This window comes from Streptacidiphilus carbonis (assembly GCF_000787775.1).
Taxonomy (GTDB): Bacteria; Actinomycetota; Actinomycetes; order Streptomycetales; family Streptomycetaceae; genus Streptacidiphilus; species Streptacidiphilus carbonis.
This window is the reverse complement of the sequence record NZ_BBPM01000015.1, coordinates 92,719-115,744: the sequence shown is the minus strand read 5'-3', so window position 1 is coordinate 115,744 and position 23,026 is coordinate 92,719. Positions and strand designations below refer to the sequence as shown.

Here is a 23,026-nt window from a genome sequence, read left to right as displayed (position 1 = left end):
CCCTGGGGGCTGCGCCCCAGCCGACTACGGCCCGCAACCGACCATCCGTCAGAACCACCACCCCGCCCACCCCGCCCCCGCAGAGAGCAGCTCACGTGCCACCGATGCAAGCCACCGACCAGCTCCAGGCCGTCCTGTTCGACATGGACGGAACCCTGGTCGACACCGAGATCCTCTGGCTGCAGGCGGTGAGGACCGAGGCCGGGCAACTCGGCCTGGCCCTGGACGAGCACGACCAGCCGTACATCCTCGGCCGCGCCGCCGCGGACACCGCCGAGCACCTGCACCGCCGCCTGCTCTCCGCACCCCCCGAGCTCTCCGGACCGCACACGCCCCCGCCGGCCGACCTCACCGCCGCGCTGGAACGCCGCTTCGCGGTGCTGGTCGCCGCCGAGGTGGTGCCGATGCCCGGGGCCCTCGCACTGCTGGACGCGCTGGTCGCCTCCGGCGTCACCACCGCCCTGGTCTCCGCCTCCCCCCGGCACGTCGTCGACGTCGTGCTGGACTCGCTGGGACGGCACCGCTTCGCGGTCTCCTTCGCCGCCGGGGAGACCCCGCGCACCAAGCCCGCCCCGGACCCCTACCTGGCCGCCGCAGCCGCCCTGGGCGTCCCGACCGCGCACTGCGTCGCCGTCGAGGACACCCCCACCGGCATCGCCTCGGCCGAGGCCGCCGGCTGCGCGGTGCTGGCCGTGCCGTCGGACGCCCCGGTCGAGCAGGCCCCGGGACGCCTGGTGGTGGGTAGCCTGCTGGACGTGGATCTTGCCCTGCTGCGAGCGCTGGTTCGGGCCGGGGAAGACCGCTCCAGTACCCGCCCGTGAGGACCTACCGCCCATGCCCAGCCTGCCCATGCCCTATCTGCTGCTCGCCCTGGCCATCAGCAGCGAGATCTGCGCGACCGTCTCGCTGAAGTACTCGGAGGGGTTCAGCCGGCTGCTGCCCAGCCTGGTCGTGGTCGTCGGCTACGGCCTCTCCTTCGTGTTCCTGGCCCAGGCGCTCAAGCACATACCGGTGAGCACCGCCTACGCGATCTGGTCCGGGGCCGGTACGGCGGTGGTCGCGGGGATCGGCTTCGCCTTCCTCGGCGAGGGGATCAACGTCCTGAAGCTCGCCGGGATCGCCCTGATCATCGCCGGGGTGGTGGCGTTGAACCTGGGAGGTGCTTCGCACTGACCGCCGCTCAGGACTCTCCCGCGCATGGCAGTATCCCCATGAACAAATGCGTTGCGACCCGGCGGGCCGCCGGGGTACAACGGGTCACCGATCCGCAGACGGATCCACGGACATGAAAGGAGGGCGACGCGATGACCGCTCACCCGTACGCGCCCATGCCCTCCCGGGACCCGCAGCACCGCTGACCCGGAGCGGCCGGGCGCACCCGTCCTGGAGTGCACCTTGACCGCAGTACCCGCCGTACCTGCAAACCCCTCGACGCCGGCCGTTCCCGCCGACCTGACGATCCGTCCGCTCTCCGGACCGGACGAGGTCGAGCTGTTCAACCGGATCCCCTACGTCTTCAATCACGAGATCGCCGACGACCTCACCGCCGGCCGGCGCCGGCTGCCCTGGCTGTGGGTCGCCGTCGACGGCGGGGGCCGGCTGCTGGCCCGCCTCGCCTGGTGGTGCCGTCCGCAGGACGACGCCCCGTTCCTGCTGGATGTCTTCGACTTCGAGGAGGGCCACCAGGAGACCGCCCGGCTGCTGCTGAGCACCGCGACGGAGGCGGTGCTCCCCGAGGGCGTCGTCCCGCCCAAGTACACCCGCTTCCTGCCCGCCGACTGGCGCGAGGACCCGGCCGTGCGCCCCGGCATCGAACAGCGGATCGCCGTCATGCGGGCCGCCGGCGCCGAGGTCTTCGTCGAACGGCTGAGGCTCCAGTGGGACCCGGGCACCCCGGTACCCGCGCCGACCGGACAGCTCTCCTTCCGCCCGGTCGACGGCGAGACCGAACTGGTCGAGCTGATGACCCGGGTCCTGGACGGCACCCTGGACGCCTACTGCCGCGACGACCTGACCCGGATGACACCCCGCCAGGTCGCCCAGGAGCAGTACGACGACGAGATGGCGCACTACACCACGCCGCGCTCCTGGTGGCGGGTCGGCACGCTCCCGGACGGGGAGCCGGTGGGCTTCGTCATCGCCGCCCGCAACAGCTACCGCCCGATCATCGCCTACATCGGCGTGCTGCCCGGCCACCGCGGGCACGGCTGGATCGACCAGCTACTGGCCGAGGGCACCCGGGTGCTCGCGGCCGAGGAGGCCAACAGCGGCGACTCCGTCCGCGCCTCCACCGATGTCGGCAATGTCCCGATGGCCCGGTCGTTCGAGCGCAACGGCTACCGGGTGTTCGAGCGCGAGCTGGTCATGACCTGGGGCTGACCCTGCCAACTAAAGCCTCTTTTCGAATACTTGACTGATTGTCATACTCCCTTGCCATGACCATCTATGAATCGATCGGCGGGGAGGCCGCGGTCACCGCGGCCGTGGACGACTTCTACCGGCGGGTGCTGGCCGACCCGGCACTCGCCGGCTTCTTCGGGAGCACACCGCTGCCGCAGTTGAAGGCGCATCAGCGGGCCTTCATCGGGGCGGCCCTGGGCGGCCCCGAGGCCTACCGCGGCCGCCCGATGGCGGAAGTGCACGCGGGACGGGGCATCACCGACGAGCACTTCGACGCGGTGGTGGGCCATCTCGCGGCCACCCTGGCCTCGCTCGGGGTCCCGGAGCGGACCATCGGCGAGATCGCCGCCGCACTCGCCCCGCTGCGCGCGGAGATCACCGTCTGAGCCGTGGCAGGCAGCGCAGCGGAGCGGGAGCCGCTGCGCTGCCTGCCACCTGCGGACCACCGCCACCGCCTTCGGCGCCTACTTCTCGGACGGGTACGCCCTCGGCATCATCGGCGCGGCCACATCACCCCGGTCCATCCGCCCGAGCTGTTCCCGACCGCGCCGCGCGCCTCCGACGTCGGCTTCCTGAACGGGACCAGCCGGACGGCCTCGGTAGTCGGTACCTTCGTGCTGCCGGTGAGCCCAGCTCCCTCGGCGTGGGCCGGTCCATGGTGCGGCTCGCCGGCATGCTCGCGCTCGGCCTGCCCGCCGGCCTCGCCCGGGCCCCCGAGACCAAGCACGCGTCCACCCAGGAAGGCATCCAGCACCCTTGACCTCCACGCCCACCCCGATAACGAAGACGCCGACGCTGACCCTGGACGGCGCCTCGCTCACCCCCTCCGACATCGCGGCGCTCGCCCGGCGCACCGCGAGGGCCCGGATCGACCCCGCCTCCCGGGAGCGGATGCTGCAGGCCCGGCGGACCGCCGAGGACGTGGTCACCCGGCGCCGGGTCTACGGGCTCACCACCGGCGTCGGCGCCAACCGGACCACCGACCTCAGCGAGGCCGCCGCCGGCGACCACGGCATGCGGCTGCTCCGCAGCCACAGCGGCGCCATCGGCCCGCTGGTACCGGTCGAGGAGACCCGCGCCATGCTCGCGGTGCGGCTGAACCAGCTGCTGCGGGCCGGCTCGGCGATCAGCGCCGAGGTCGCGGACCGGATCGGCCAGGCCCTCGACAGCGGCCACGTCCCGGTGGTCCACGCCTTCGGCTCGGTCGGCACCGGCGACCTCGCCGCGCTGGCCGAACTCGGCCTGGCCCTGGCCGGGGAGCACCCCTGGCGCGAGGGCCAGGGCAGCGGCCCCGCCCCGGAACCGCTGGCGCTGGACCGCTGGGACGCGCTGCCGCTGATGTCCAGCAGCGCCCTGACGGTCGGCCAGGCCGCGCTGGCCCAGCACGACCTGGCCCGACTGCTGGACGCCGTCCCGCTGGTGGCGGCGCTCTCGCTGACCGTGATCCACGGCTCCACCGAGCCCTTCGCCTCGGTGGTGCACGCACTGCGTCCCTACGCCGGGGCGACCAGGGTCGCCGCCCGGATGCGCGAGCTGCTCGACCCACTGCCCTGGGAGCCGCCGATGGTGCAGGACCCGTTCGGCTTCCGCTGCCTGCCGCAGGTGCACGGGGCCGCCCTGGACGCCGCCGACGCGCTGGAGTCGGTCCTCGCCATCGAGATCAACGCCGCCGCCGAGAACCCGCTGCTCTCGCTGGAGCCCGCGGACTACCACCACCACGGCGGCTTCCACCAGGCCTCGCTGGCCCTGGCCACGGACCAGCTGCGGCTGGCCGCGCTGGGAACGGCGCAGCTGTCCACCGCCAGGGTCGGGGTGCTGGTCTCGCCTGTCTTCACCGGCCTGCCGGCCTTCCTGGCCCAGGACGAGGACGGCAGCAGCGGTGTCATGATCACCGAGTACGCCGCGCAGGCCGCGCTGGCCGAACTGCGCACCCTGGCCCAGCCGGTGACCCTCGGCCACGCGGTGCTGTCCCGCGGAGTGGAGGAGCACGCCAGCTTCGCCGCGGCCGGCGCCCGGCACCTGTTCGACAGCGTCGTCCTGCTCCGCCTGGTCCTCGCCTGCGAACTGGTCATCGCCGTCCGCGCGCTCCGGATGAACGGCGTGATCCTGGACCCGGCAACGGAGTTGGGCCGCTTCCAGCGCGAGGCCGGCGAAGTGCTCAACCCCGGCACCGCCGACCGCGACCTCACCCCGGACGTGGAGGCGGCGGCCGACCTGCTGGCCAGGCCCTAGCGTCTCCCTGTGAATCCGCACAGGAACGAGGAGTTGACTCGGAGGACCGGGGAGGAGCGATGATGGAGGGGGATCGTCACCGAGCGTGTGCGATCCATCACGGAGAAGAGCGAGGAGGTGCCATGGGGACTGCCGGGACGGTTCTGCTGGTGCTCGGCGCCTGGCTCGTCGGCTCCGTACTGCTGGGACTGCTGGTGGGCCGCATGCTCCGCTTCGGCCATCTGCGCCCCGGCCGGAGCCCCGCCCCACGCCCGGACCCACGCCCGGACCCGCGCCCCGATCCTCACCCCCGCCACGACCGCGCCGCGGCCGGCTCCGAACCTCTGCCCCCGTCGCGCGAGACCCGCTAGCGGAACCGACTGCGGAACCGTTCGGCCCCATCGGGCGAACCTTCCCCTGAAGGGTGGTGAATTCCCGGGCATACGGGGGATGATGGGCGCATGACCGCCACGCGTCGTGCCGTCGATCAGCTAGCGACCTGGCCCGACCTCAGCACCGCACCGGCCAGTTGCGGCACCGGATCAGCGATCTTCGCGGATGGCCGCGAGATCGTGCATCTGCACACCGAGCGCGATGCCGACGTGCTGCTCACCCGCCCGGTGATCGAGCGCATCCACGACGAACTGGAGCGCTCCACCGCCTTCCGACTGCACCCCGACTCGGCCTGGGCCACCGTCCACCTGGACTGCGACGCCGACGGCGACCTCCTGGTCTCCCTGGTCAGCCTCTGCCTCAAGGCCGGCCACAGCCCGTCCGAGCCCTGCAACATGGGCCGCGTGGAGATCATCCACACCGACCCCACGCATCCCGCTGCGGAGACCGGCCGCGACCGGCACCGCCCCCACCACGCCGCCTGACGGCGCGGCGACCGGCTACTCCCGGCAGCCCGCCGCTGGATTGCCGGCGGGCAGGTACTTCTTGGCCCACTCGCCCAGCTGTCTGAACGAGGGCTCCAGAGCGGCACCCGATTCGGTGAGCCGGTAGGAGACACGCAGCGGGGGGCCTTCGTCGACCTCGCGGGTGACGAGCCCGGCGGCGCCGAGTTCGGTCAGCCGGTCGGAGAGCATGCGCTCGCTGAGGCCGGGAACGGCCCGGCGCAGATTGGCGAAGTGGGTCGGCTGCTCCACCAGTACGGCCAGGATCTGGCCGGTCCAGCGCTTGCCCAGCAGCTGGAAGACGCGGCTGATGTCGCCGTCCACCTCCTTGCACCCCGATGGGTCGTGCTTCCACTCCTCCGCCATGGGTCCAGGGTATCGTCTCCATGGAAGTGGAGTGAAAAAAAGTAAGCTCCTATGGTAGATATAGCTAGGTACGAAACCTTAGCCCGAGCGGAGAGACACATGGCCACCCTGCTGCACATCGACTCGTCCATCTCCTCCAGCGAGGCGTCCGCCTCCCGCGCCGTGACGGAGGCGTTCCGCAAGGCCTGGCAGGCCCAGCACCCGGAGGGGACGGTCGTCTACCGCGACCTGGCCGCTGATCCGGTCCCGCACATCACGGCGGACTCCCACAGCGCCGGCTTCGCCGACCCGGCCGCGCACACTCCCGCGCAGGCGGAGGCCTTCGCCCGGCGGGTGAAGCTGATCGAGGAACTGGAGCAGGCCGACGCGGTGCTCATCGGCGCGCCGATGTACAACTACTCGATCCCGTCGACTCTCAAGGCGTGGCTGGACAATGTGATCCTGATGGGCCGCACCGGCGGCGAGAACCCCTCCGCCGCGGGCATCCCGGTCACCGTCGTGGCCAGCCGCGGCGGCTCCTACGCGCCGGGTACGCCGCGGGAGCCCTTCGAGTACGTGCAGAACTACCTCAAGTCCGTCCTGGCCGACGCCCTCGGAATGGAACTCGACTTCATCGTCCCCGAGATGACCATGGCACCGTACGTCCCGGCGCTGGCCGAGTTCGTGCCGGTGTTCGAGGCGTCCCGCGAGCGCGCCCTGCAGGAGGCGGACGCCAAGGCCAAGGCCGTCGCCGGGCGCGTGGCCGCGTAACCCGGGACACGGGACCCGGCCGACGACCCCGCCAACACCGAAGGGCACCCGCAACGGGCGCCCTTCGACTTTCTCGACCTGCAGGAACGCGCCACCCGCTACGGCAGGTTGCGCGCCATGACGATGCGCTGGACCTGGTTGGTGCCCTCGTAGATCTGGGTGATCTTGGCGTCCCGCATCATCCGCTCCAGCGGGTAGTCGCGGGTGTAGCCGTAACCGCCGAGGAGCTGGACCGCGTCGGTGGTGATCTCCATCGCGGCGTCGGAGGCGAAGCACTTGGCGGCGGCGCCGAAGAAGGTCAGGTCGCCGTCGCCGCGCTGCGAGCGCGCGGCGGCCGCGTAGGTGAGCTGGCGGGCCGCCTCCAGCTTCATGGCCATGTCGGCCAGCATGAACTGGATGCCCTGGAACTCGGCGATCGCCTTGCCGAACTGCTTGCGCTCCTTGACGTAGCCGGCGGCGTAGTCCAGGGCGCCCTGGGCGATGCCCAACGCCTGGGCGGCGATGGTGATCCGGGTGTGGTCCAGGGTCTTCATCGCGGTGGCGAAGCCGGTGCCCTCGGCGCCGATGATGCGGTCGGCCGGGATCCGGACGTTGTCCAGGTAGACCTCGCGGGTCGGCGAGCCCTTGATGCCCAGCTTCTTCTCCGGGGCACCGAAGGACACGCCCTCGTCGCCCTTCTCCACCACGAAGGCGGAGATGCCCTTGGAGCGCTTCTCCGGGTCGGTGACCGCCATGACCGTGTAGAACTCGGAGACCCCGGCGTTGGTGATCCACCGCTTGACCCCGTTGAGCACCCAGAAGTCGCCGTCACGCACCGCGCGGGTCTTCATCCCGGCCGCGTCCGAGCCGGCGTCCGGCTCGGACAGGCAGTAGGAGAACATGCCGTCGCCGGCGGCCAGCGGGGCCAGGTACTTCTGCTTCAGCGCCTCGTCGCCGGACAGGACCACCGGCAGCGAGCCGAGCTTGTTGACGGCCGGGATCAGCGAGGAGGAGGCGCAGACCCGGGCCACCTCCTCGATCACGATCACGGTCGCCAGCGCGTCGGCTCCGGCCCCGCCGTACTCCTCGGGGACGTGGACCGCATGGAGGTCGTTGGCGGTCAGCGCGTCCAGTGCCTCCTGCGGAAAGCGGGCCTGTTCGTCCACCTCCGCGGCGAAGGGGGCGATCTTGGACTCGGCGAGCGAGCGCACCGCGTCCCGGAGCATGTCGTGCTCCTCGGACACCCGGAACAGGTCGAAGTCCGCGGACCCGTTGGACGAACCATTGGACGCCATGCGTCTCACCCCAAGTTATCTACCGTTAAGTAACATCTGCTCACCCAGATTCTAGAGCTTCCGGGCCGCAATCCGCCCAGTGACCTCGGATACAGCGTTCAGACTCCGCGAGTAGGATCCGCAGGCGCGTCTTACTTGCTTCACAATCGCACCGGCGGAAGGACGATCAGCGCCGTGAAGATCACCGTTATCGGGACCGGTTACCTGGGTACGACCCATGCCGCCTGCATGGCTGAGCTCGGCTACGAGGTCATGGGGCTCGACATCCTTCCCGAGCGGGTCGCCGCCCTCGCCTCCGGGACCGTCCCGATGTACGAACCCGGTCTGGAGGAGCTGCTGCGCAAGCACCTCCACGGGCTGGAGGGCTCGACCGGACGCCTGCGCTTCACGACTTCCTGGGAGGAGGTCGGCGCCTTCGGCGACATCCACTTCATCTGCACCAACACCCCGCAGAAGCGCGGAGAGTTCGCCTGCGACATGACCTATGTCGAGTCCGCCTTCGACCTCCTGGCCCCGCACCTGACCAGGCCCACCCTGGTGGTGGGGAAGTCCACCGTCCCGGTCGGCAGCGCCGAACGGCTGTCCCGGCGGCTGGCCGGGACCGCGCCGGTCGGCGCCGCCGCCGAGGTCGCCTGGAACCCCGAGTTCCTGCGCGAGGGCTACGCCGTGGACGACACCCTCAACCCCGACCGGCTGGTCATCGGGGTCCGCAGCGCCGAGGCCGAGGCCACGCTGCGCAAGGTGTACGCGCCGCTGACCGACAAGGGCGTGCCGCTGGTCGTCACCGACTTCCCCACCGCGGAACTGGTGAAGACGGCCGCCAACTCGTTCCTGGCCACCAAGATCTCCTTCATCAACGCGATGGCCGAGGTCTGCGAGGCCTCCGGCGCCGATGTGGTGCAGCTCTCCGGCGCGCTCGCCTACGACGCCCGGATCGGCGGCAAGTTCCTCAACGCCGGACTGGGCTTCGGCGGCGGCTGCCTGCCCAAGGACATCCGCGCGTTCATGGCCAGGGCCGGGGAGCTGGGCGCCGACCAGGCACTGACCTTCCTCCGCGAGGTCGACTCCATCAACATGCGGCGCCGCTCGCGGATGGTCGAGCTGGCCCGCGAGCAGTGCGGCGGCGCGCTGCTCGGCCGCCGGATCGCGGTCCTCGGTGCGGCTTTCAAGCCGGACTCCGACGACGTCCGGGACTCCCCCGCGCTCAATGTCGCCGGCCAGCTCCAGCTCCAGGGCGCGCAGGTCACCGTCTACGACCCCAAGGCCATGGACAACGCCCGCAAGGGCTTCCCGGCGCTGAACTTCGCCGGCTCGGTGGTGGAGGCGGTCACCGGCGCCCACGTGGTGCTGCACCTCACCGAGTGGAAGGAGTTCCGCACCATGGACCCGGACGAGCTCGGCCAGGTCGTCGCCGAACGCCGGATCCTGGACGGCCGCAACGTCCTCGACCCGCTGCTGTGGCGCAAAGCCGGCTGGACCTACCGGGCCCTGGGCCGTCCCAGCTGAAGCGGGAACGCCGGGCTGAAGCGGGTATGCCTGCCTGAAGCAGGAATGCCGGACGCTGCTCATCGGTTCTCGCGGGTGACCGAGGGAGCACACCGATGAGCAGCTACGGCGACGACGCCACCGTCCGCGAGATCCTGGAGGGCACCGGGGACACCTGGGCGGTGGTGGGCCTCTCCAACAACACCGCACGCGCCGCCTACCGGGTGGCCAAGGTGCTGCAGCAGTACGGCAAGCGGGTGGTGCCGGTGCACCCCTCCGCCGAGACCGTGCACGGCGAGCAGGGCTACCCCTCGCTGTCCGCCATCCCGTTCCCGGTGGACGTGGTGGACGTCTTCGTCAACAGCCGGCTGGCCGGTGCGGTGGCCGACGAGGCGGTGGCGGTGGGCGCCAAGGCGGTCTGGTTCCAGCTGGACGTCATCGACGAGGCCGCGTACGCGCGGACCCGGGACGCCGGCGTCGCCATGGTGATGGACCGCTGCCCGGCGATCGAGATCCCGCGGCTGTCCCGCTGACACAGGCCCTGCTGACGCAGTCCCGTTTACGCAGTCCCGCTGACGCAGTCCCGCTGACGCGGCCGTCGGGGGCGATCTACGCTGGGCCGCATGCGACTTCACCGCATCGCGGTCCGCTACGGCCGACGCGACCCGTGGGTGCTGCGGGATGTCAGCCTCGAACTGCACCAGGGTCAGCTGCTGCGGGCCACCGGCGGCAACGGAGGCGGCAAGTCGACTCTGCTGCGGGTGGTGGTGGGGGCGTGCGAACCCAATCGTGGCGCCGTCCACGAACGGCCCGCACGCCGGGCGTACGTGCCGGAGCGCTTTCCGGCCGCACTCCCGTTCACCTCACACGACTATCTCTGCCATCTGGGCCGGGTGCACGGCCTGCACGGCGCCGAGCCGGCCCGGCGGGCCACCGCGATGCTGGAGCGGCTGGGAGCCGCGGCCTTCGCCGGGACGCCGCTGGCCGAACTCTCCAAGGGCACCTGCCAGAAGGTCGCCGTGGCCCAGGCCCTGGTGGGCGACCCGGAGTTGCTGGTCCTGGACGAGGCCTGGACCGGCTTGGACCAGGATGCGCGGGCCGTCCTCGACCAGGCCGTCGCCGAACGGCTCGAACAGGGCTGCACCGTGCTCTTCGTCGACCACGACCCGACCAGGCTGGCGGCACTGCCGGCGCTGCGGTGGCACGTCGGCGACGGCACGGTGCGTGCTGACGAGGCCGGGAGCGGCACGGCGGCCGTGGTGATCACGCTGACCGGACGGCTGGGCGGGGCCAAGGGCCTGGCGGAGCTCCCCGGTGTCGGCGCGGTGGGCGAGCCCGCCCCCGACACCGTCCGGGTGACGGTCGGGATCCGGTACAGCGACGACGTCCTGCGGACCCTGCTGGCCGACTCGACGGTCCACGTCGAGCAGGTCGAGGCGGTGCGATGAGCGCGCTGATCCGCTATCAACTGGCCCTGCTGCTGCGGTCGCAGCGCTGGCTGCCGCCGGTGCTGTTCTTCGCCTTACTGATCGTCGCCGGGGTGTTCGGCGGACAGCAGTACGGGGACTCGCTGGGCTGGTGCGCGGGCATGCTGGTGCCGGGCGCAGGGTGGCTCACCCGCACGGTCCTCTCCGGGGAGCCGGCTGCCGCCCGCGCCTGTGCCTCGGCCGCGGCCGGGCCGCGCCGAGTGCAGGGCGCTGCGCTGGGCGTGGCCCTGGGCGTCGGCGCGGTGCTCGCGGTGGTCGCCGGGGTGTTCGAGTGGACCATGAGCAGCCCGCCGCCGGGGGTCCCGCTCTCCACGCTGCCGCTGGGCGCGATCGCCCGCGACGGCGGTGCGGGGATCGTCGTGGGGCTGTTCGTGGGTGTGGCGCTGGGCGCGGTGTGCGCGCCACCGGTTCTGGGGCGGCCCGCGACCGGTGTCCTGGTACTGGCTGCGGCGTCGATCGTGCTGCTGGTGGCGCCGTGGTCGCCGATCAACGCCGCCATCCGCGGGGCGGCTTCGCCGGGACCGACGGTCTTTCCCTGGTGGGAACTGGCTGCGGCTCTGCTGTTGCTGTTCCTCTGCGGCGGTGCCGTGGTGCGGTCGGCGGGACGCGCTGCATAGGTATGCGGTTGCCCGCGCCCCTATAGGGGCGCGGGCAACCGCGCGGACATCAGCCGTGTACTACCTGCACCAGACCCGCTGCCCCGCCACGAACGTCTGCTCCACCCGGGTGGAGCCGATCTCCTCCGGGGCCCCCGCGAACGGATCACGATCCAGGACGACGAAGTCGGCCTCCGCGCCGACGCGGATGGTGCCGCTGTCGTCCAGGTGGTTCACGTACGCGGACCCCGCCGTGTAGGCCGCCACCGCTGTGCCGAGGTCCAGCCGCTGGTCCGGGAGGAAGGCCGGGTGCTCGGTGTCGCCGTACGCCCGCCGGTTGACCGCCGTGTGGATCCCCTGGATCGGGTCCGGGCTGCTCACCGGCCAGTCGCTGCCGGAGGCGAGGGTCGCGCCGGAGCGGAGCAGGTCGGCGAAGGGGTACTGCCACTGCGCCGAGTCCCCGCCCAGGAAGGGGATGGTGAGCTCGTCCATCTGCGGCTCATGGGCCGCCCACAGCGGCTGGAGGTTGGCGACCGCGCCCAGGGCGCGGAAGCGGGGGACGTCGTCGGGGTGGACCACCTGGAGGTGGGCGAGGTGGTGCCGGGTGTCCCGGTACCCGTTGGCCGCGCGGGCGGCCTCGATGGCGTCCAGCGCCTCCCGCACCGCGCGGTCGCCGAGGGCGTGGAAGTGGACCTGGAAGTCGAGGGCGTCCAGCTCGGTGACGTAGTCCCGCAGTGCGTCCGGGTCGACGAAGCTGAGGCCGCTGTTGGCGGTCGAGCAGCCGCAGCCGTCCAGGTAGGGGGTGGTCATCGCGGCGGTGAAGTTCTCGGTGATGCCGTCCTGCATGATCTTGACGGAGTCGGCCCGCAGCCGGCCGACCCGCAGCGCCTTGCGCCGCTGGACCAGCTCGGGGATCTGCTCGGCGCCGCGCGAACGGTCCCACCACAGCGCGCCGTTGACCCGCGCGGTGAGGCTGCCGTCGGACGCGGCGGCCAGGTAGGCGTCGGCCGGGTCCGGCTGGCCGTTGAAGACGCCGAGCAGGGCGTCCTGCCAGGCGGTGATGCCGAGCGAGTGCAGCAGTCGCTGCGCCCGCATCAGGCCGGCCACCCGGTCGGCCAGGGTGGTCGGCGGGACGAGCCGGGCGACCAGACCGGTCGCGCCCTCCTGCAGGGTTCCGCCGGGGGTCGCGTCGGCCTCGCGTTCGATCCGGCCGTCGGCCGGGTCCGGGGTGGCGGCGTCGATCCCGGCCAGCTCCAGGGCGCGGGTGTTGGCCCAGGCGCCGTGGTGGTCGCGGTTCAGCAGGTAGACCGGGCGGTCCGGGACCAGGGCGTCCAGGATCTGCCGGGTCGGGGTGCCGCCGGGGAAGCTCTCCATGGACCAGCCGCCGCCGGTGATCCACTCCCGTTCCGGGTGCGCCTCGGCGTAGGCGCTGATCCGGCGGCGGTACTCGTCCGGGTCGATGGTGCCGGTGAGGTCGCACTCGCCCAGTTCCACGCCGCCGTAGACGGCGTGGATGTGCGCGTCCTGGAAACCGGGCAGCAGCAGCCGCCCGGCCAGGTCCACGACCTCGGTGCCGGGACCGATCAGCCCCCGGACCTCGTCGTGGCCGACAGCGGTGATCCTCCCGGCGGTGACGGCCACGGAGCCGGCCCGGCTGCGCGCACCGTCGACGGTGAGGACGGGGCCGCCGGTGAGGACCAGGTCGGCGTGGGTGGTGGTCATGCGGACTCCAGGTGGTGCGGGGCTACAGAGGGCGTGCGGTCTTGCGGCGAAGGACGGGTGACGGTACGTCAGGCTGATACGGGCGCCTCGCCCAGCAGGTCGGCGGCGTCGGCGTCGGTGCCGCGTCCGGTGGTGAAGTAGTCGGACTTGCGGACCCACTTGGCCCAGGCCGCCACCAGCACCCCGGACACGATCATCAGCACCGGGATGGACAGCTGGAACCAGCCGTTGGCCGCGTCCACCGCGAAGTGGTCGGTGGAGCGGTAGAAGGTCCAGCAGAGGTAGCCGCCGAGGGCGAACAGCACCAGCGCGCTGAGCACCGGCACCACCACCGCGCGCACCCCCTGCCACGGCGCCGTCCGCAGCAGCCCGCGGAAGCGGGTGGCCGCGGCCAGTGCCGTCAGTCCGTAGTACAGCGCGACGACGATACCGATGGCGTTGACGGCGGCGCTGATCAGGTCGCTCACCTTGGGCAGCACCAGCGACAGCACCGCGATGGCGGCGGCGATCGCGCCCAGCAGCACGGTTCCGGCGGCCGGGGTGCCGTAGCGGGGGCTGATCCGGGCCCAGACCGGACCCAGCGTGCGGTCGCGGCCCATCGCGAGCATGCCGCGGGCGCTGGGGATGACACCTGCCTGCAGCGAGGCGACGGCCGAGAACATCAACGCGACCAGCGGCAGCGCCGCGAGCGGCTGGTGGGCGAGCTGGTTGCCGAAGTAGGTGAGCCCCTCCGCGCCGTGGTCGGCCAGCTGCTGCACGCTGAGCACCCGCTGGAAGGCGGTGGCGCCGAGCAGGAACAGGCCGAGCATGGTGAACAGCGCGATGGTGCCGCCGCGCGAGGCGTCGCGCGGGTCGCGGACCTCCTCGTTGACGCTGAAGGCGGCGTCGAAGCCCCAGTAGCAGAACACGGCGAGCACCATGCCCTGGGCCAGGGCGCTGAAGGACGGGATGCCGAAGGGGTCGAACCAGTCCAGGCTGAACGGCTGGCTGCCGGCGAACAGGCCGTAGCCGCAGAAGCCCAGCAGCACCAGGTACTCGAAGGCCAGCAGATAGCGCTGCAGCCTGGCCGCCACGTCGACGCCGGTGGTGGCCGCCACGGTCACCGCGGCCAGGACGAACAGGCCGATCAGCGTGGACTGCAGGGTGGAGTCCGGGTTCAGGCCGATGCCGGCGACGCTGGTGAGGTGGGCCTCGCCGAGGAACTGCAGGATCGCCGAGCCGGTGACGGTGGTGGTGTACGCCATGAACACCACGGTGCCGACCAGGTTGACCCAGCCGGAGAGGAAGCCCAGCCAGGGGCTGAGCGAGCGGCCGACCCAGACGTAGCCGTTGCCGCAGTTGGGCTCGACCCGGTTGAGCCGCCCGTACGCCCCGGCGATGCCGAGGATCGGCAGGAACGCCAGCAGCATGATGATCGGCAGGTGCAGCCCGACCACTCCGGCCAGCAGGCCCATCCCGATGCCGATGCTGGTGGTGGCGGCAGTACTGGACGCCGCGATCACCACACCGTCCACCACACCGAGGGATCTGCGCATCTCATCGCTCATGGGACCCACCTGTCTGCCGCACCGGCTGCTGTCGGAGCGCCATGGAACCGCGCGCTCCAGGACAAGGTCAATGGCGTTGACATAAGGTGAACGGATGACGACCCCACCCGACCGGTCCGTGGTGACCGAGGCAGCCCGCAGACGGCGGCGCCCGACCAAGCAGGGCACGGTGCTGTCCGAGGCGCTGATCGTGGAGACGGCGCTGCGGCTGATCCGGCAGCACAGCGCCGCGGCGCTGACCGTACGGCGGCTCGGCGCGGCGCTGGGTGCGGATCCCAGCGCGCTGTACCGGTACTTCCGCAACACCGACGACCTGCTGCTGGCGGTCGCGGACGAGCTGATCGGCCAGGCCTGGACCGGCTGGCAGCCCACCGGCGAGTGGCGCACGGACCTGCGCGAGCTGGGGCTGCGGATGCACGCGGCCTACCAGCAGCATCCGCAGGCCGCCGCGCTGGCGACGTACCGGGTCACCGGGCGCGCCAACGAGGCGCGGGCGATCGAGACCATCCTCGGAGTGCTCCGCGGGGCCGGGTTCCCGGACGCCGAGGCGGTCCGGCTCTACCACGGCTTCGTCGACCTGGGGCTGGCCTTCGCCGCGCTGGACGCCGCGGGGCTGGCACTGCCGGCCGAGGCACGGGCCGCGGAGCGGGAGGTGTGGGACCACACCTACAGCGGGCTGCCCGCCGAGACGCACCCCAACATCGCCGCGGTGGCGGGGTTGCTGCGGGCGGAGATGGGGCGCAGTGCGTATGCCCCGACGCTGGAGCAGTTCCTCGGTGCGGCGGAGGCGCGGCTTCGGGTAGCGGGAGGTTGCTGAACGGGACTTCAGGTGCGGACCGTAGGTGGCTTGTCGCGCAGTTCCCCGCGCCCCTGGGGGTCTGCAACTGGCTCAGTTGCACTTCTCAGGGGCGCGGGGAACTGCGCGGACATCAGCCGGGGAGACGCCGCAGCCGACACGCTGCCTAGCCGTCCAGCTGCTCGATCGTCGCGATGGACGGCTTCTCGCCCCCCAGCGAACGGGCGACGCCCTCCGCCTCGCGGAGTACGCGAACCGCGTTGCGCCAGGTGAGCTTGGCGAGGTCCTCCTCCGACCAGCCCCGTCCGAGGAGTTCGGCGATCAGGTTCGGGTACCCCGAGACATCTTCCAGCCCGTCAGGGGTGAACGCGGTGCCGTCGTAGTCGCCGCCGATGCCGATGTGGTCGATCCCGGCCACCTCTCGCATGTGGTCGAGGTGGTCCCCCACCGTCGCCGCCGAGGCCCGCGGCCTCGGGTGCGCCGCCTCGAACGCCCGTTGGACCACCATCGCCTCCGGGGTGGTCTCCAGCGCGTGGAAGCCGTGGGCCTCCAGGTTGGCGTCGGCGGACTGCGTCCAGGCGATGGCGTCGGGGAGGATGAACTTGGGTACGAAGGTGGCCATCGCCACCCCGCCGTTGACGGCCAGCTGCTCCAGCACGTCGTCCGGGATGTTGCGCGGGTGGTCGCAGACGGCGCGCGAGGAGGAGTGCGAGAAGATCACCGGCGCGCGGGTCACCCTGAGCGCGTCCCGCATGGTGTCCGCGGAGACGTGCGAGAGGTCGACCAGCATGCCGAGCCGGTTCATCTCCCGGACGACCTCCTCGCCGAAACGGGTGAGGCCGCCCGCGGCCGGCTTGTCGGTGGCGGAGTCCGCCCACGGCAGGTTGTCGTTGTGAGTGAGCGTCATGTAACGGACGCCCAGGGCGTACAGGGCCCGCAGCGTGGCCAGCGAGCAGTTGACGGAGTGTCCGCCCTCGGCGCCCATCAGCGAGGCGATCCGGCCCCGGCCCTCGGCCCGGACCCCCTCCATCTCGTCCGCTGTGAAGGCGAGTCGGAGCCGGTCGGGGTAGCGGGCCGCCAGCGCCCGTACGCAGTCCATCTGCTCCAGAGTGGCGCTGACGGCCCGGTCGCCGGTGAAGTCCGTGCGCACGTACACCGACCAGAACTGCGCGCCGACGCCGCCGGCCGCCAAGCGGGCCAGGTCGGTGTGCAGATGGGCGCTCTGGTCGGTGTCGATGTCCCTGGCGTCCAGGTCGTAGCCGACCTGCTGGCGCAGCGCCCAGGGCAGGTCGTTGTGGCCGTCGACGACGGGGTACTCGGCGAGCAGGGCCCGGGCCCGGTCCAGCAGTTCGGGCGCGGGGGCGGTCCAGTCCGTCGGCTCGCTCATCCGGACGCTCAGCTCCCGAAGCCGAAGCTGTTGCCGCCGCTGACCTTGGCACGCAGCTTCTTGCCCTTGTCGGCGGCCTGGTTGTTCAGCTCCTGCTGGAAGTCCCGCATCCGCTCGGCGAGTTCGGGGTCGAACGCGGCCAGCTGACGGACCGCCAGCAGCCCGGCGTTGCGCGCCCCGCCGATGGACACGGTCGCCACCGGGACGCCGGCCGGCATCTGCACGATGGAGAGCAGCGAGTCCATACCGTCCAGGTACTTCAGCGGCACCGGCACGCCGATCACCGGCAGGGTGGTGACCGAGGCCAGCATCCCGGGCAGGTGGGCGGCGCCGCCGGCGCCCGCGATGATCGCCTTCAGGCCGCGCCCGGCGGCCTGCTCCCCGTACTCCACCATCTCGCGCGGCATCCGGTGCGCGGACAGGACGTCGACCTCGTAGCCGACCTCGAACTCGTCGAGGGCCTTGGCTGCGGCCTCCATCACCGGCCAGTCGGAGTCCGATCCCATGACGATGCCGACCAACGGCTGCTCAGGCATGCGTTGTCCCCTCGCTACTCGGTGATGTCGCCGCGCAGGTAGGCGGCGGCATGGCGGGCGCGCTCCCGGACGTCGTCCAGGTCGTCCCCGAAGACTGTGACGTGCCCAACTTTACGGCCGGGCTTCACGTCCTTGCCGTACATGTGGATCCGCAGCCCCGGATCGCGGGCCATGCAGTGCAGGTAGGCGTGGTACATGTCCGGGTAGTCGCCGCCGAGGACGTTGACCATCACGGTCCAGGGCGCGCGCGGGCGGGGGTCGCCCAGCGGCAGGTCCAGCACCGCGCGGACGTGGTTCTCGAACTGCGAGGTGACCGCGCCGTCGATGGACCAGTGGCCCGAGTTGTGCGGTCGCATGGCCAGCTCGTTGACCAGGATGCGGCCGTCCCGGGTCTGGAACAGCTCGACCGCGAGGTGCCCGGTGATGTCCAGCTCGCCGGCGATGCGCAGGGCCAGCGCCTGGGCCTCCTCAAGGGGTGCGGGCGCGAAGCGCCCCCGGGCAAGGGTGGTGGCGGGCGACGGGCGGGCCAGGTCCGCCGAGAGGTCGGGGGCCGGGGCGGTCACCTCGTGGCAGATGCCGTCCTTCTGCCAGGACTCGACCACCGGATAGGCGACCGCCTGCCCGTGCGGGGAGCGCACGACGTCCGCCGCGAGCTCCCGGACGAAGTCGACCTTCTCCTCGGCGAGGACCGGGACGCCGGCCCGGAACGGCTCGGCCGCCTCGGACTCGTCCCGGACCACCCAGACGCCCTTGCCGTCGTAGCCGCCGCGGGTGGTCTTCAGCACCACCGGGAAGCCGGAGCCCTCGGCCGCGAAGGCGGTGACGTCCGCCGGGTCGGCGACCAGGCGGTGCCGGGGGCAGGGCACGCCCAGCTCGTCCAGCCTGGCCCGCATCAACCCCTTGTCCTGCGCGAACACCAGCGCGTCCGGGCCCGGACGGACCACGACGCCCTCGGCCTGGAGCGCCCGCAGGTGCTCGGTCGGCACGTGTTCGTGGTCGAAGGTGATGACGTCGCAGCCGGCCGCGAAGCGCCGCAGGGTGTCGAGGTCGCGGTAGTCACCGAGGACGACGTCGTTCACCACCAGGGCCGCCGAGTCCTGCGGGGTGTCCGCGAGGAGCTTGAACTTCACACCCAGCGGGATCGCCGCCTGGTGCGCCATTCGGGCGAGCTGGCCGCCGCCGATCATGCCGACTACTGGAAATGTCACACCCCAGAGGATATAGCCGCCCGCCGTTCGGCCATCACCGCAGGCCAGGGCGGCCGGGTGGGCCCGGCTCCGATGCCGTCCCAGCAGGGCCCGTCCCGCCGGCACGGGATTCGTCTATGGTGGATGCTTGAGGCTTTGCAGTCAGGACTCGTGTGTGAGTCCCATGAGATGCCTGCGCTGGCCCGGCGAGGGAGCGGGTGGCCGAATTACGATGGAAGCCGCTCCGCACAGCCATGAAAGAGACGGACACCGATGACTTCGAGCCCCGACACAGCGCCCGCAGCGCCCAACGTTCTGCGTAGGCTCATCAATGAGCTGGCCAAGTTCGGGATCGTCGGCATAGTCGGTGTCGTCGTCCAGTTGGTCGCCTTCAGCATCCTGCTCGACTCGATGCAGACGGTCCGGGCCAACATCGTCGCGACGCTGATCGCGATCGGCACGAACTACATCGGCTACCGGTACTGGGTGTACCGCAAGGCCGACAAGAAGACCCGGTCCCGCGAGATCACCCTGTTCCTGATCTTCAGCGGCATCGGCCTGCTGATCCAGAACGCCGTGCTCTACGCGCTGACCTACGGCCTCGGCCTGGACACCAAGCTGGAGAAGCTGGTGTGCACCGTGATCGGCATCGGGGTCGCCACGGTCTTCCGCTTCTGGTCCTACCGGACCTGGGTCTTCAAAGCTGTCCCCGAGGCGGCCGCGGCCGTGATCGAGGCCGCCGACGCGGTCGGCCAGGCAGAGCGGATCCTCGCCGCCGAGCAGGTCAAGATGAGCACGGGGCACGCCGAGGCCAAGGAGCTCTGAGGAGCTCTGCGGAGCTTTGAGGAGCTCTGCGGAGCTTTGAGGAGCTCTGCGGAGCTTTGAGGAGCTCTGCAGCCAAGGAGTTCAGCCCTCGGGCTCGACCCTTTTCCGCTCCTTGGATCCGCCCTGCGAGCCGCCCTCGGGCCGCCCCAGGCTTCCTCCCTTTGGCTCGGCTTTGCCGAGAAACAGCGCGAACACCGGAGGCCGCTGGGACAGCAGTTCCAGTCGGCCTCCGTCCGCCTCCGCGAGGTCGCGGGCGACGGCCAGGCCGATGCCGGTGGAGTTGTGTCCGCTGACGGCGCGCTCGAAGACCCGCGCGCCCAGCTCGCTGGGGACGCCCGCGCCCTCGTCCTGGACCTCCAGCACCACCGAGGTGCTCCTGACCCGGGTACGGATGGTGACCGCCCCGTCGCCGTGCATCAGCGAGTTCTCGATCAGCGCCGCCAGCACCTGGGCCACCGCGCCGGAGTTGCCCAGCGCCAGCAGTCCGGGCGGGCCCTCCAGGTAGAGGGTGCGTCCGCCGCGGCGCAGCGCGGGGCTCCACTCCTCGGCCTGCTGCTTGATCACCTCGTCCAGCTCGAACGGCTTGGCCGAGCTCTTGCGCTGGTCCCGGCTGTTGGTGAGCAGCCGCTGCACCACGTCGGTGAGCCGCTCCACCTGGCCCAGGGCGATCGCGGCCTCCTCCCTGACCGTGCCCAGGTCGTCGGTCTCGGCGATCTCCTCCAGCCGCATCGACAGCGCGGTAAGCGGGGTGCGCAGCTGGTGCGAGGCGTCGGCGGCGAGCCGGCGCTCGGCGGTGAGCATCCGGGCGATGCGCTCGGCGCTGGCGTCCAGCACCTCGGCGACCCGGTCCAGCTCGACCACGCCGTAGCGGCGCTGCCGGGGGCGCGGATCGCCCGATCCCAGGCGTTCGGCGGTCTCGGCGAGGTCGGTGAGCGGCCGGGCCAGCCGCTTGGCCTGCCAGACCGCGAGCAGTGTCGCCGCCACGATGGTGAGCAGCGCGACCAGGGCGAGCAGCAGCAGCATGTTGCGGATGTCACGGTTCAGCGGGTCGCGGGACTCCTGGACGGTGACCCGCTCGCCGTGCGGCCCGGTCTGGGAGGCGCTGATCGGGTCGCCGTCGCCCGGCTTGTCGCCGAGGGTGATGGTGGCCTGCCCCGGCACCTCGACGACGGCGTAGCGCTGGGCGTTCTGGCTGGTCAGCCCGGCAAGTGCCTCGGCGTCGATGGGCTCGCCGGCGACCCGGCGGTTCTCCACCACGCCGATCAGGTGCACCGCCTCCGAGCTGACCTGCGCCTGGGCGTTGTTCTCGATGCTGCGTTTCTCGATCAGCGCCAGCGGGGCGCAGAACAGCACGACCACGACCAGGACGACCGCGAGGGTGGAGTTGATCAGCCTGCGCTGCACGTCTGCCGGCTAGCCCTTCTCGAAGCGGAAGCCGACGCCGCGCACCGTGGTGATGTAGCGGGGACTGGCCGCGTCGTCGCCGAGCTTCTTGCGGAGCCAGGAGATGTGCATGTCGAGGGTCTTGGTGGAGGTCCACCAGGTGGTGTCCCAGACCTGGCGCATGATCTGCTCCCGGGTGACCACCCGGCCCGCGTCCCGCACCAGCACCCGGAGCAGCTCGAACTCCTTGGCGGAGAGCTGCAGTTCCTCCTCGCCGATCCAGGCGCGGTGCGACTCGACGTCGATCTTCACACCGTGGGCGCCGGTGGTGAGGTCCACCGTGCCGCGGCGCAGCAGGGCGCGGACCCGGGCCAGCAGCTCGGCGAGCCGGAACGGCTTGGTGACGTAGTCGTCGGCGCCGGCGTCCAGTCCCACCACGGTGTCGACCTCGTCGGCACGGGCGGTGAGCACCAGCACCGGGAAGCCGTGGCCGTCCGCGCGCAGCCGCCGGCACACCTCCAGGCCGTCCATCCCGGGCAGGCCCAGGTCGAGCACCAGCAGGTCGATGTTGCCGCCCTCGAGCCCGGCTTCCAGGGCCGAGGGGCCGTCCTCCCGAACCACGACCTCGTATCCCTCGCGGCGCAGCGCGCGGGCGAGCGGTTCCGAGATGGCGACGTCGTCCTCGGCGAGCAGTACACGGGTCATGCCCTGATCGTAGTGCCCGGGGATGCACGGACGGCCCTCCCGACCGGCGAGGTCACAGCGCGTCACCTAACGTCGCATCAGGGACGGGTCGGGAGAGGTGGCGGATGGCGCAGGAAGCGGTACTCAGGGAGGGCGGAGCGCCGCCGGGGGAGGACAAGGGCTCCTTGGGGCATCCGCGCGGTCCGGCCACCCTGTGGCGACCGGCGACGCGGTGAACGGGTGGGCCGCCCGGCTCACCGAGGTGATGAGCCAGAACGTGTACTTCTACACCCAGGCGGCGCTCGCGGTGGTCTGCGCGATCGCCTTCTACCTGGCGGCGGGGCGGATCCGGGCGCTGATGGGCGACGTGAACTGAGGTCCACGCCGCCCGGGCACCGCGGAGTGCTGCCGGCGGGCGCTGCTCAGCGGGAGCGTCGCAGCCGGCGCCAGGGGGTGAGCGCGAACACCGCCGCGCCGACCAGCAGGACCGTGCCGCCGATCAGGCCCAGCGCGCGGATGCTGTCGCTGTCGCCGCCGGTGCTGGCAAGGCCGCCGGTGGAGCCGCTGCCCGACGAGCCGCCGGTGGTCGAGCTTCCGCCGGTGGTCGAGCTTCCGCCGGTGCTGGAGCCGCCCCCGCCGGTGGACGAGGAGCCGGCGGTGGTCGTGGAACCGCCGGTGCTGGACGTGCCGCCGCCGCTGGACGAGGAGCCGCCAGAGCTGCCCGAGCTGGTGCTGCCGCCGGAGCCGCTGCTGGACCCGGTGACGGTGAGGGTCAGCCCGACGGTCGGGGAGTCCGCGGTGCACACGGTGTTGGTCCCCAGGACGGTGATGGTGTAGCCGGTCGGGCTGAAGGTCACCTGGCCGGCCTTGGTCGGGGTGAACGTCCCGGTCATCGCGGAGATCACCATCGGTGAGTTCTTGGGGATCGCCGGATTCACCATCGGACCGCTCACGGCCAGGGTGTCCGACTGCGCACCGGCCACCTTGATCTTGCCGCTGGGCTTCACCGTATTGGGCTGGAGGTCGATGAGACCGGGGTTGTCGGAGGCGGCCTTCACCGTGGTCCAGGTGACGGTGACTGACTGGCCGACCTTCGGCGAGCTGCTGGAGGCGGTCAGACTGGCGATCGTGGTGCCGTGGACCGTGCCCAGCCCCACGCCGGCCGGCGGAATGCAGGTGGTCGCGAAGCTGTCGTTGGCCGCGGCGGCCGGTTCCACACCGGCGAGCAGCGCTGCTCCGGTGGTGGCCAGCAGCGCGCCCCAGGCGAGCCTGTTTCTGTTCACGCGTCGATTCCTTTGTCGAGGAGGGAGGGAGGACCAGGGGTGCGGGCCTGGGTGCTGGTGCGGGCCGGGGGGCCGGTGCGGGCAGGGGTGTCGGAGCGGGCCGAGGTGCCGGGGGCGGGGTCGGCGGAGGTGCCGGGGGCGGGGTCGGTTCGGGCCGGAGCGTCGCCGCGGACCGGGGGCCGGCCCGGACCGGGCAGCACGGGCCCGGCGC

25 protein-coding genes and 1 pseudogene are annotated in these 23,026 nt (G+C 71.9%); 15 read left to right on the top strand and 11 right to left on the bottom strand.

Translation table 11 applies throughout. The features are described from left to right. Window positions 1-104: 104 nt before the first annotated feature. From TR46_RS14365 to TR46_RS14335, 7 genes are all read left to right on the top strand, one after another. Entirely contained in the window at window positions 105-821 is a 717-nt protein-coding gene (locus TR46_RS14365; RefSeq protein ID WP_042399786.1) for an HAD family hydrolase, read from the top strand. A gap of 28 nt (window positions 822-849) precedes the next feature. Next, on the top strand, window positions 850-1,173 hold the full coding sequence (locus TR46_RS14360; RefSeq protein WP_042399928.1) for a DMT family transporter: 324 nt from the start codon (window positions 850-852) through the stop codon (window positions 1,171-1,173). 222 nt (window positions 1,174-1,395) lie between these two features. Next, window positions 1,396-2,379, top strand: coding sequence for a GNAT family N-acetyltransferase (locus TR46_RS14355; RefSeq protein WP_042399784.1), 984 nt, complete (start codon window positions 1,396-1,398; stop codon window positions 2,377-2,379). Window positions 2,380-2,435: 56 nt separating this feature from the next. Next, window positions 2,436-2,786, top strand: a complete 351-nt coding sequence (locus TR46_RS14350; protein WP_042399783.1) for a group I truncated hemoglobin — start codon at window positions 2,436-2,438, stop codon at window positions 2,784-2,786. Window positions 2,787-3,156: 370 nt separating this feature from the next. Then, window positions 3,157-4,632, top strand: a complete 1,476-nt coding sequence (locus TR46_RS14345; protein WP_042399780.1) for an aromatic amino acid lyase — start codon at window positions 3,157-3,159, stop codon at window positions 4,630-4,632. Window positions 4,633-4,754: 122 nt separating this feature from the next. Beyond that, window positions 4,755-4,982, top strand: coding sequence for a hypothetical protein (locus tag TR46_RS45040; RefSeq protein ID WP_042399778.1), 228 nt, complete (start codon window positions 4,755-4,757; stop codon window positions 4,980-4,982). Between the two features lie 90 nt (window positions 4,983-5,072). Beyond that, complete coding sequence (locus tag TR46_RS14335) at window positions 5,073-5,489, top strand: luciferase domain-containing protein (protein WP_042399775.1); 417 nt, start codon at window positions 5,073-5,075, stop codon at window positions 5,487-5,489. A gap of 15 nt (window positions 5,490-5,504) precedes the next feature. On the opposite strand, the gene TR46_RS14330 is transcribed toward TR46_RS14335, so the two are convergent. Then, window positions 5,505-5,873 (bottom strand): winged helix-turn-helix transcriptional regulator, encoded by a 369-nt coding sequence (locus TR46_RS14330; protein ID WP_042399772.1) that lies wholly within the window; start codon window positions 5,871-5,873, stop codon window positions 5,505-5,507. A 99-nt stretch (window positions 5,874-5,972) separates the two neighbouring features. Here TR46_RS14330 and TR46_RS14325 point away from each other — a divergent pair, with 99 nt between their 5' ends. Next, window positions 5,973-6,623 (top strand): FMN-dependent NADH-azoreductase, encoded by a 651-nt coding sequence (locus tag TR46_RS14325; protein ID WP_042399769.1) that lies wholly within the window; start codon window positions 5,973-5,975, stop codon window positions 6,621-6,623. Between the two features lie 98 nt (window positions 6,624-6,721). On the opposite strand, the gene TR46_RS14320 is transcribed toward TR46_RS14325, so the two are convergent. Further along, the gene (locus TR46_RS14320) at window positions 6,722-7,897 is read right to left on the bottom strand and encodes an acyl-CoA dehydrogenase family protein (RefSeq protein ID WP_042399766.1); all 1,176 of its coding nucleotides are present in this window, start codon (window positions 7,895-7,897) and stop codon (window positions 6,722-6,724) included. A 165-nt stretch (window positions 7,898-8,062) separates the two neighbouring features. Here TR46_RS14320 and TR46_RS14315 point away from each other — a divergent pair, with 165 nt between their 5' ends. The 4 genes from TR46_RS14315 (at window position 8,063) to TR46_RS14300 (ending at window position 11,486) form a co-directional block, all read left to right on the top strand. Further along, entirely contained in the window at window positions 8,063-9,403 is a 1,341-nt protein-coding gene (locus TR46_RS14315; protein WP_269084259.1) for a UDP-glucose dehydrogenase family protein, read from the top strand. A 95-nt stretch (window positions 9,404-9,498) separates the two neighbouring features. Further along, window positions 9,499-9,915 (top strand): CoA-binding protein, encoded by a 417-nt coding sequence (locus TR46_RS14310; RefSeq protein WP_042399763.1) that lies wholly within the window; start codon window positions 9,499-9,501, stop codon window positions 9,913-9,915. Between the two features lie 90 nt (window positions 9,916-10,005). Beyond that, window positions 10,006-10,830, top strand: coding sequence for an ABC transporter ATP-binding protein (locus tag TR46_RS14305; RefSeq protein WP_042399760.1), 825 nt, complete (start codon window positions 10,006-10,008; stop codon window positions 10,828-10,830). Continuing rightward, window positions 10,827-11,486: a hypothetical protein gene (locus TR46_RS14300; protein ID WP_042399758.1), complete on the top strand. Its 660-nt coding sequence runs from the start codon at window positions 10,827-10,829 to the stop codon at window positions 11,484-11,486. The genes TR46_RS14305 and TR46_RS14300 overlap by 4 nt, the downstream gene beginning before the upstream one ends. Before the next feature lie 60 nt (window positions 11,487-11,546). Here the strand turns inward: TR46_RS14300 and TR46_RS14295 are convergent, their stop codons facing one another. Together TR46_RS14295 and TR46_RS14290 are read right to left on the bottom strand one after the other, a co-directional pair. Further along, on the bottom strand, window positions 11,547-13,187 hold the full coding sequence (locus tag TR46_RS14295; protein WP_042399755.1) for an amidohydrolase: 1,641 nt from the start codon (window positions 13,185-13,187) through the stop codon (window positions 11,547-11,549). 68 nt (window positions 13,188-13,255) lie between these two features. Continuing rightward, window positions 13,256-14,734, bottom strand: coding sequence for an APC family permease (locus TR46_RS14290; RefSeq protein ID WP_042399753.1), 1,479 nt, complete (start codon window positions 14,732-14,734; stop codon window positions 13,256-13,258). Window positions 14,735-14,828: 94 nt separating this feature from the next. On the opposite strand from TR46_RS14290, the gene TR46_RS14285 reads away from it, so the two are divergent. Further along, complete coding sequence (locus TR46_RS14285) at window positions 14,829-15,551, top strand: TetR/AcrR family transcriptional regulator (RefSeq protein ID WP_042399751.1); 723 nt, start codon at window positions 14,829-14,831, stop codon at window positions 15,549-15,551. Window positions 15,552-15,696: 145 nt separating this feature from the next. On the opposite strand, the gene TR46_RS14280 is transcribed toward TR46_RS14285, so the two are convergent. From TR46_RS14280 to TR46_RS14270, 3 genes are read right to left on the bottom strand one after another with little or no spacing between them, the layout of a single operon-like run. After that, window positions 15,697-16,917, bottom strand: coding sequence for a dipeptidase (locus TR46_RS14280; RefSeq protein ID WP_042399749.1), 1,221 nt, complete (start codon window positions 16,915-16,917; stop codon window positions 15,697-15,699). A gap of 8 nt (window positions 16,918-16,925) precedes the next feature. Next, complete coding sequence (gene purE, locus TR46_RS14275) at window positions 16,926-17,453, bottom strand: 5-(carboxyamino)imidazole ribonucleotide mutase (RefSeq protein WP_042399747.1); 528 nt, start codon at window positions 17,451-17,453, stop codon at window positions 16,926-16,928. Between the two features lie 14 nt (window positions 17,454-17,467). Further along, the gene (locus tag TR46_RS14270) at window positions 17,468-18,661 is read right to left on the bottom strand and encodes a 5-(carboxyamino)imidazole ribonucleotide synthase (RefSeq protein WP_084718479.1); all 1,194 of its coding nucleotides are present in this window, start codon (window positions 18,659-18,661) and stop codon (window positions 17,468-17,470) included. Between the two features lie 252 nt (window positions 18,662-18,913). On the opposite strand from TR46_RS14270, the gene TR46_RS14265 reads away from it, so the two are divergent. Beyond that, window positions 18,914-19,465, top strand: a complete 552-nt coding sequence (locus TR46_RS14265; protein WP_042399739.1) for a GtrA family protein — start codon at window positions 18,914-18,916, stop codon at window positions 19,463-19,465. Window positions 19,466-19,546: 81 nt separating this feature from the next. Here the strand turns inward: TR46_RS14265 and TR46_RS14260 are convergent, their stop codons facing one another. Then, window positions 19,547-20,869, bottom strand: a complete 1,323-nt coding sequence (locus TR46_RS14260) for a sensor histidine kinase (RefSeq protein ID WP_042399736.1) — start codon at window positions 20,867-20,869, stop codon at window positions 19,547-19,549. A gap of 9 nt (window positions 20,870-20,878) precedes the next feature. After that, window positions 20,879-21,553, bottom strand: a complete 675-nt coding sequence (locus tag TR46_RS14255; RefSeq protein ID WP_030264200.1) for a response regulator transcription factor — start codon at window positions 21,551-21,553, stop codon at window positions 20,879-20,881. 193 nt (window positions 21,554-21,746) lie between these two features. Between TR46_RS14255 and TR46_RS42285 the strand changes: the two genes are divergently transcribed. Beyond that, entirely contained in the window at window positions 21,747-21,908 is a 162-nt protein-coding gene (locus TR46_RS42285; protein ID WP_161790128.1) for a hypothetical protein, read from the top strand. 46 nt (window positions 21,909-21,954) lie between these two features. Here the strand turns inward: TR46_RS42285 and TR46_RS14250 are convergent, their stop codons facing one another. Then, window positions 21,955-22,815 carry a hypothetical protein gene (locus tag TR46_RS14250; RefSeq protein ID WP_052432793.1) on the bottom strand — a complete coding sequence of 287 codons (861 nt, stop codon included), beginning with the start codon at window positions 22,813-22,815 and terminating at the stop codon, window positions 21,955-21,957. Beyond that, window positions 22,812-23,026 (bottom strand): annotated as a pseudogene (locus tag TR46_RS44235) (hypothetical protein); the annotation flags it as partial. The gene TR46_RS14250 and the pseudogene TR46_RS44235, both read right to left, overlap by 4 nt.

Excerpts from the sequence above, each read along its gene's own strand:
- TR46_RS14365 (WP_042399786.1), top strand. The coding sequence starts at position 105 with ATGCAAGCCACCGACCAGCTCCAGGCCGTCCTGTTCGACATGGACGGA.
- TR46_RS14360 (WP_042399928.1), top strand. The coding sequence starts at position 850 with ATGCCCTATCTGCTGCTCGCCCTGGCCATCAGCAGCGAGATCTGCGCG.
- TR46_RS14350 (WP_042399783.1), top strand. The coding sequence starts at position 2,436 with ATGACCATCTATGAATCGATCGGCGGGGAGGCCGCGGTCACCGCGGCC.
- TR46_RS45040 (WP_042399778.1), top strand. The coding sequence starts at position 4,755 with ATGGGGACTGCCGGGACGGTTCTGCTGGTGCTCGGCGCCTGGCTCGTC.
- TR46_RS14335 (WP_042399775.1), top strand. The coding sequence starts at position 5,073 with ATGACCGCCACGCGTCGTGCCGTCGATCAGCTAGCGACCTGGCCCGAC.
- TR46_RS14330 (WP_042399772.1), bottom strand. The coding sequence starts at position 5,873 with ATGGCGGAGGAGTGGAAGCACGACCCATCGGGGTGCAAGGAGGTGGAC.
- TR46_RS14325 (WP_042399769.1), top strand. The coding sequence starts at position 5,973 with ATGGCCACCCTGCTGCACATCGACTCGTCCATCTCCTCCAGCGAGGCG.
- TR46_RS14320 (WP_042399766.1), bottom strand. The coding sequence starts at position 7,897 with ATGGCGTCCAATGGTTCGTCCAACGGGTCCGCGGACTTCGACCTGTTC.
- TR46_RS14310 (WP_042399763.1), top strand. The coding sequence starts at position 9,499 with ATGAGCAGCTACGGCGACGACGCCACCGTCCGCGAGATCCTGGAGGGC.
- TR46_RS14305 (WP_042399760.1), top strand. The coding sequence starts at position 10,006 with ATGCGACTTCACCGCATCGCGGTCCGCTACGGCCGACGCGACCCGTGG.
- TR46_RS14300 (WP_042399758.1), top strand. The coding sequence starts at position 10,827 with ATGAGCGCGCTGATCCGCTATCAACTGGCCCTGCTGCTGCGGTCGCAG.
- TR46_RS14295 (WP_042399755.1), bottom strand. The coding sequence starts at position 13,187 with ATGACCACCACCCACGCCGACCTGGTCCTCACCGGCGGCCCCGTCCTC.
- TR46_RS14290 (WP_042399753.1), bottom strand. The coding sequence starts at position 14,734 with ATGAGCGATGAGATGCGCAGATCCCTCGGTGTGGTGGACGGTGTGGTG.
- TR46_RS14285 (WP_042399751.1), top strand. The coding sequence starts at position 14,829 with ATGACGACCCCACCCGACCGGTCCGTGGTGACCGAGGCAGCCCGCAGA.
- TR46_RS14280 (WP_042399749.1), bottom strand. The coding sequence starts at position 16,917 with ATGAGCGAGCCGACGGACTGGACCGCCCCCGCGCCCGAACTGCTGGAC.
- purE (WP_042399747.1), bottom strand. The coding sequence starts at position 17,453 with ATGCCTGAGCAGCCGTTGGTCGGCATCGTCATGGGATCGGACTCCGAC.
- TR46_RS14265 (WP_042399739.1), top strand. The coding sequence starts at position 18,914 with ATGACTTCGAGCCCCGACACAGCGCCCGCAGCGCCCAACGTTCTGCGT.
- TR46_RS14255 (WP_030264200.1), bottom strand. The coding sequence starts at position 21,553 with ATGACCCGTGTACTGCTCGCCGAGGACGACGTCGCCATCTCGGAACCG.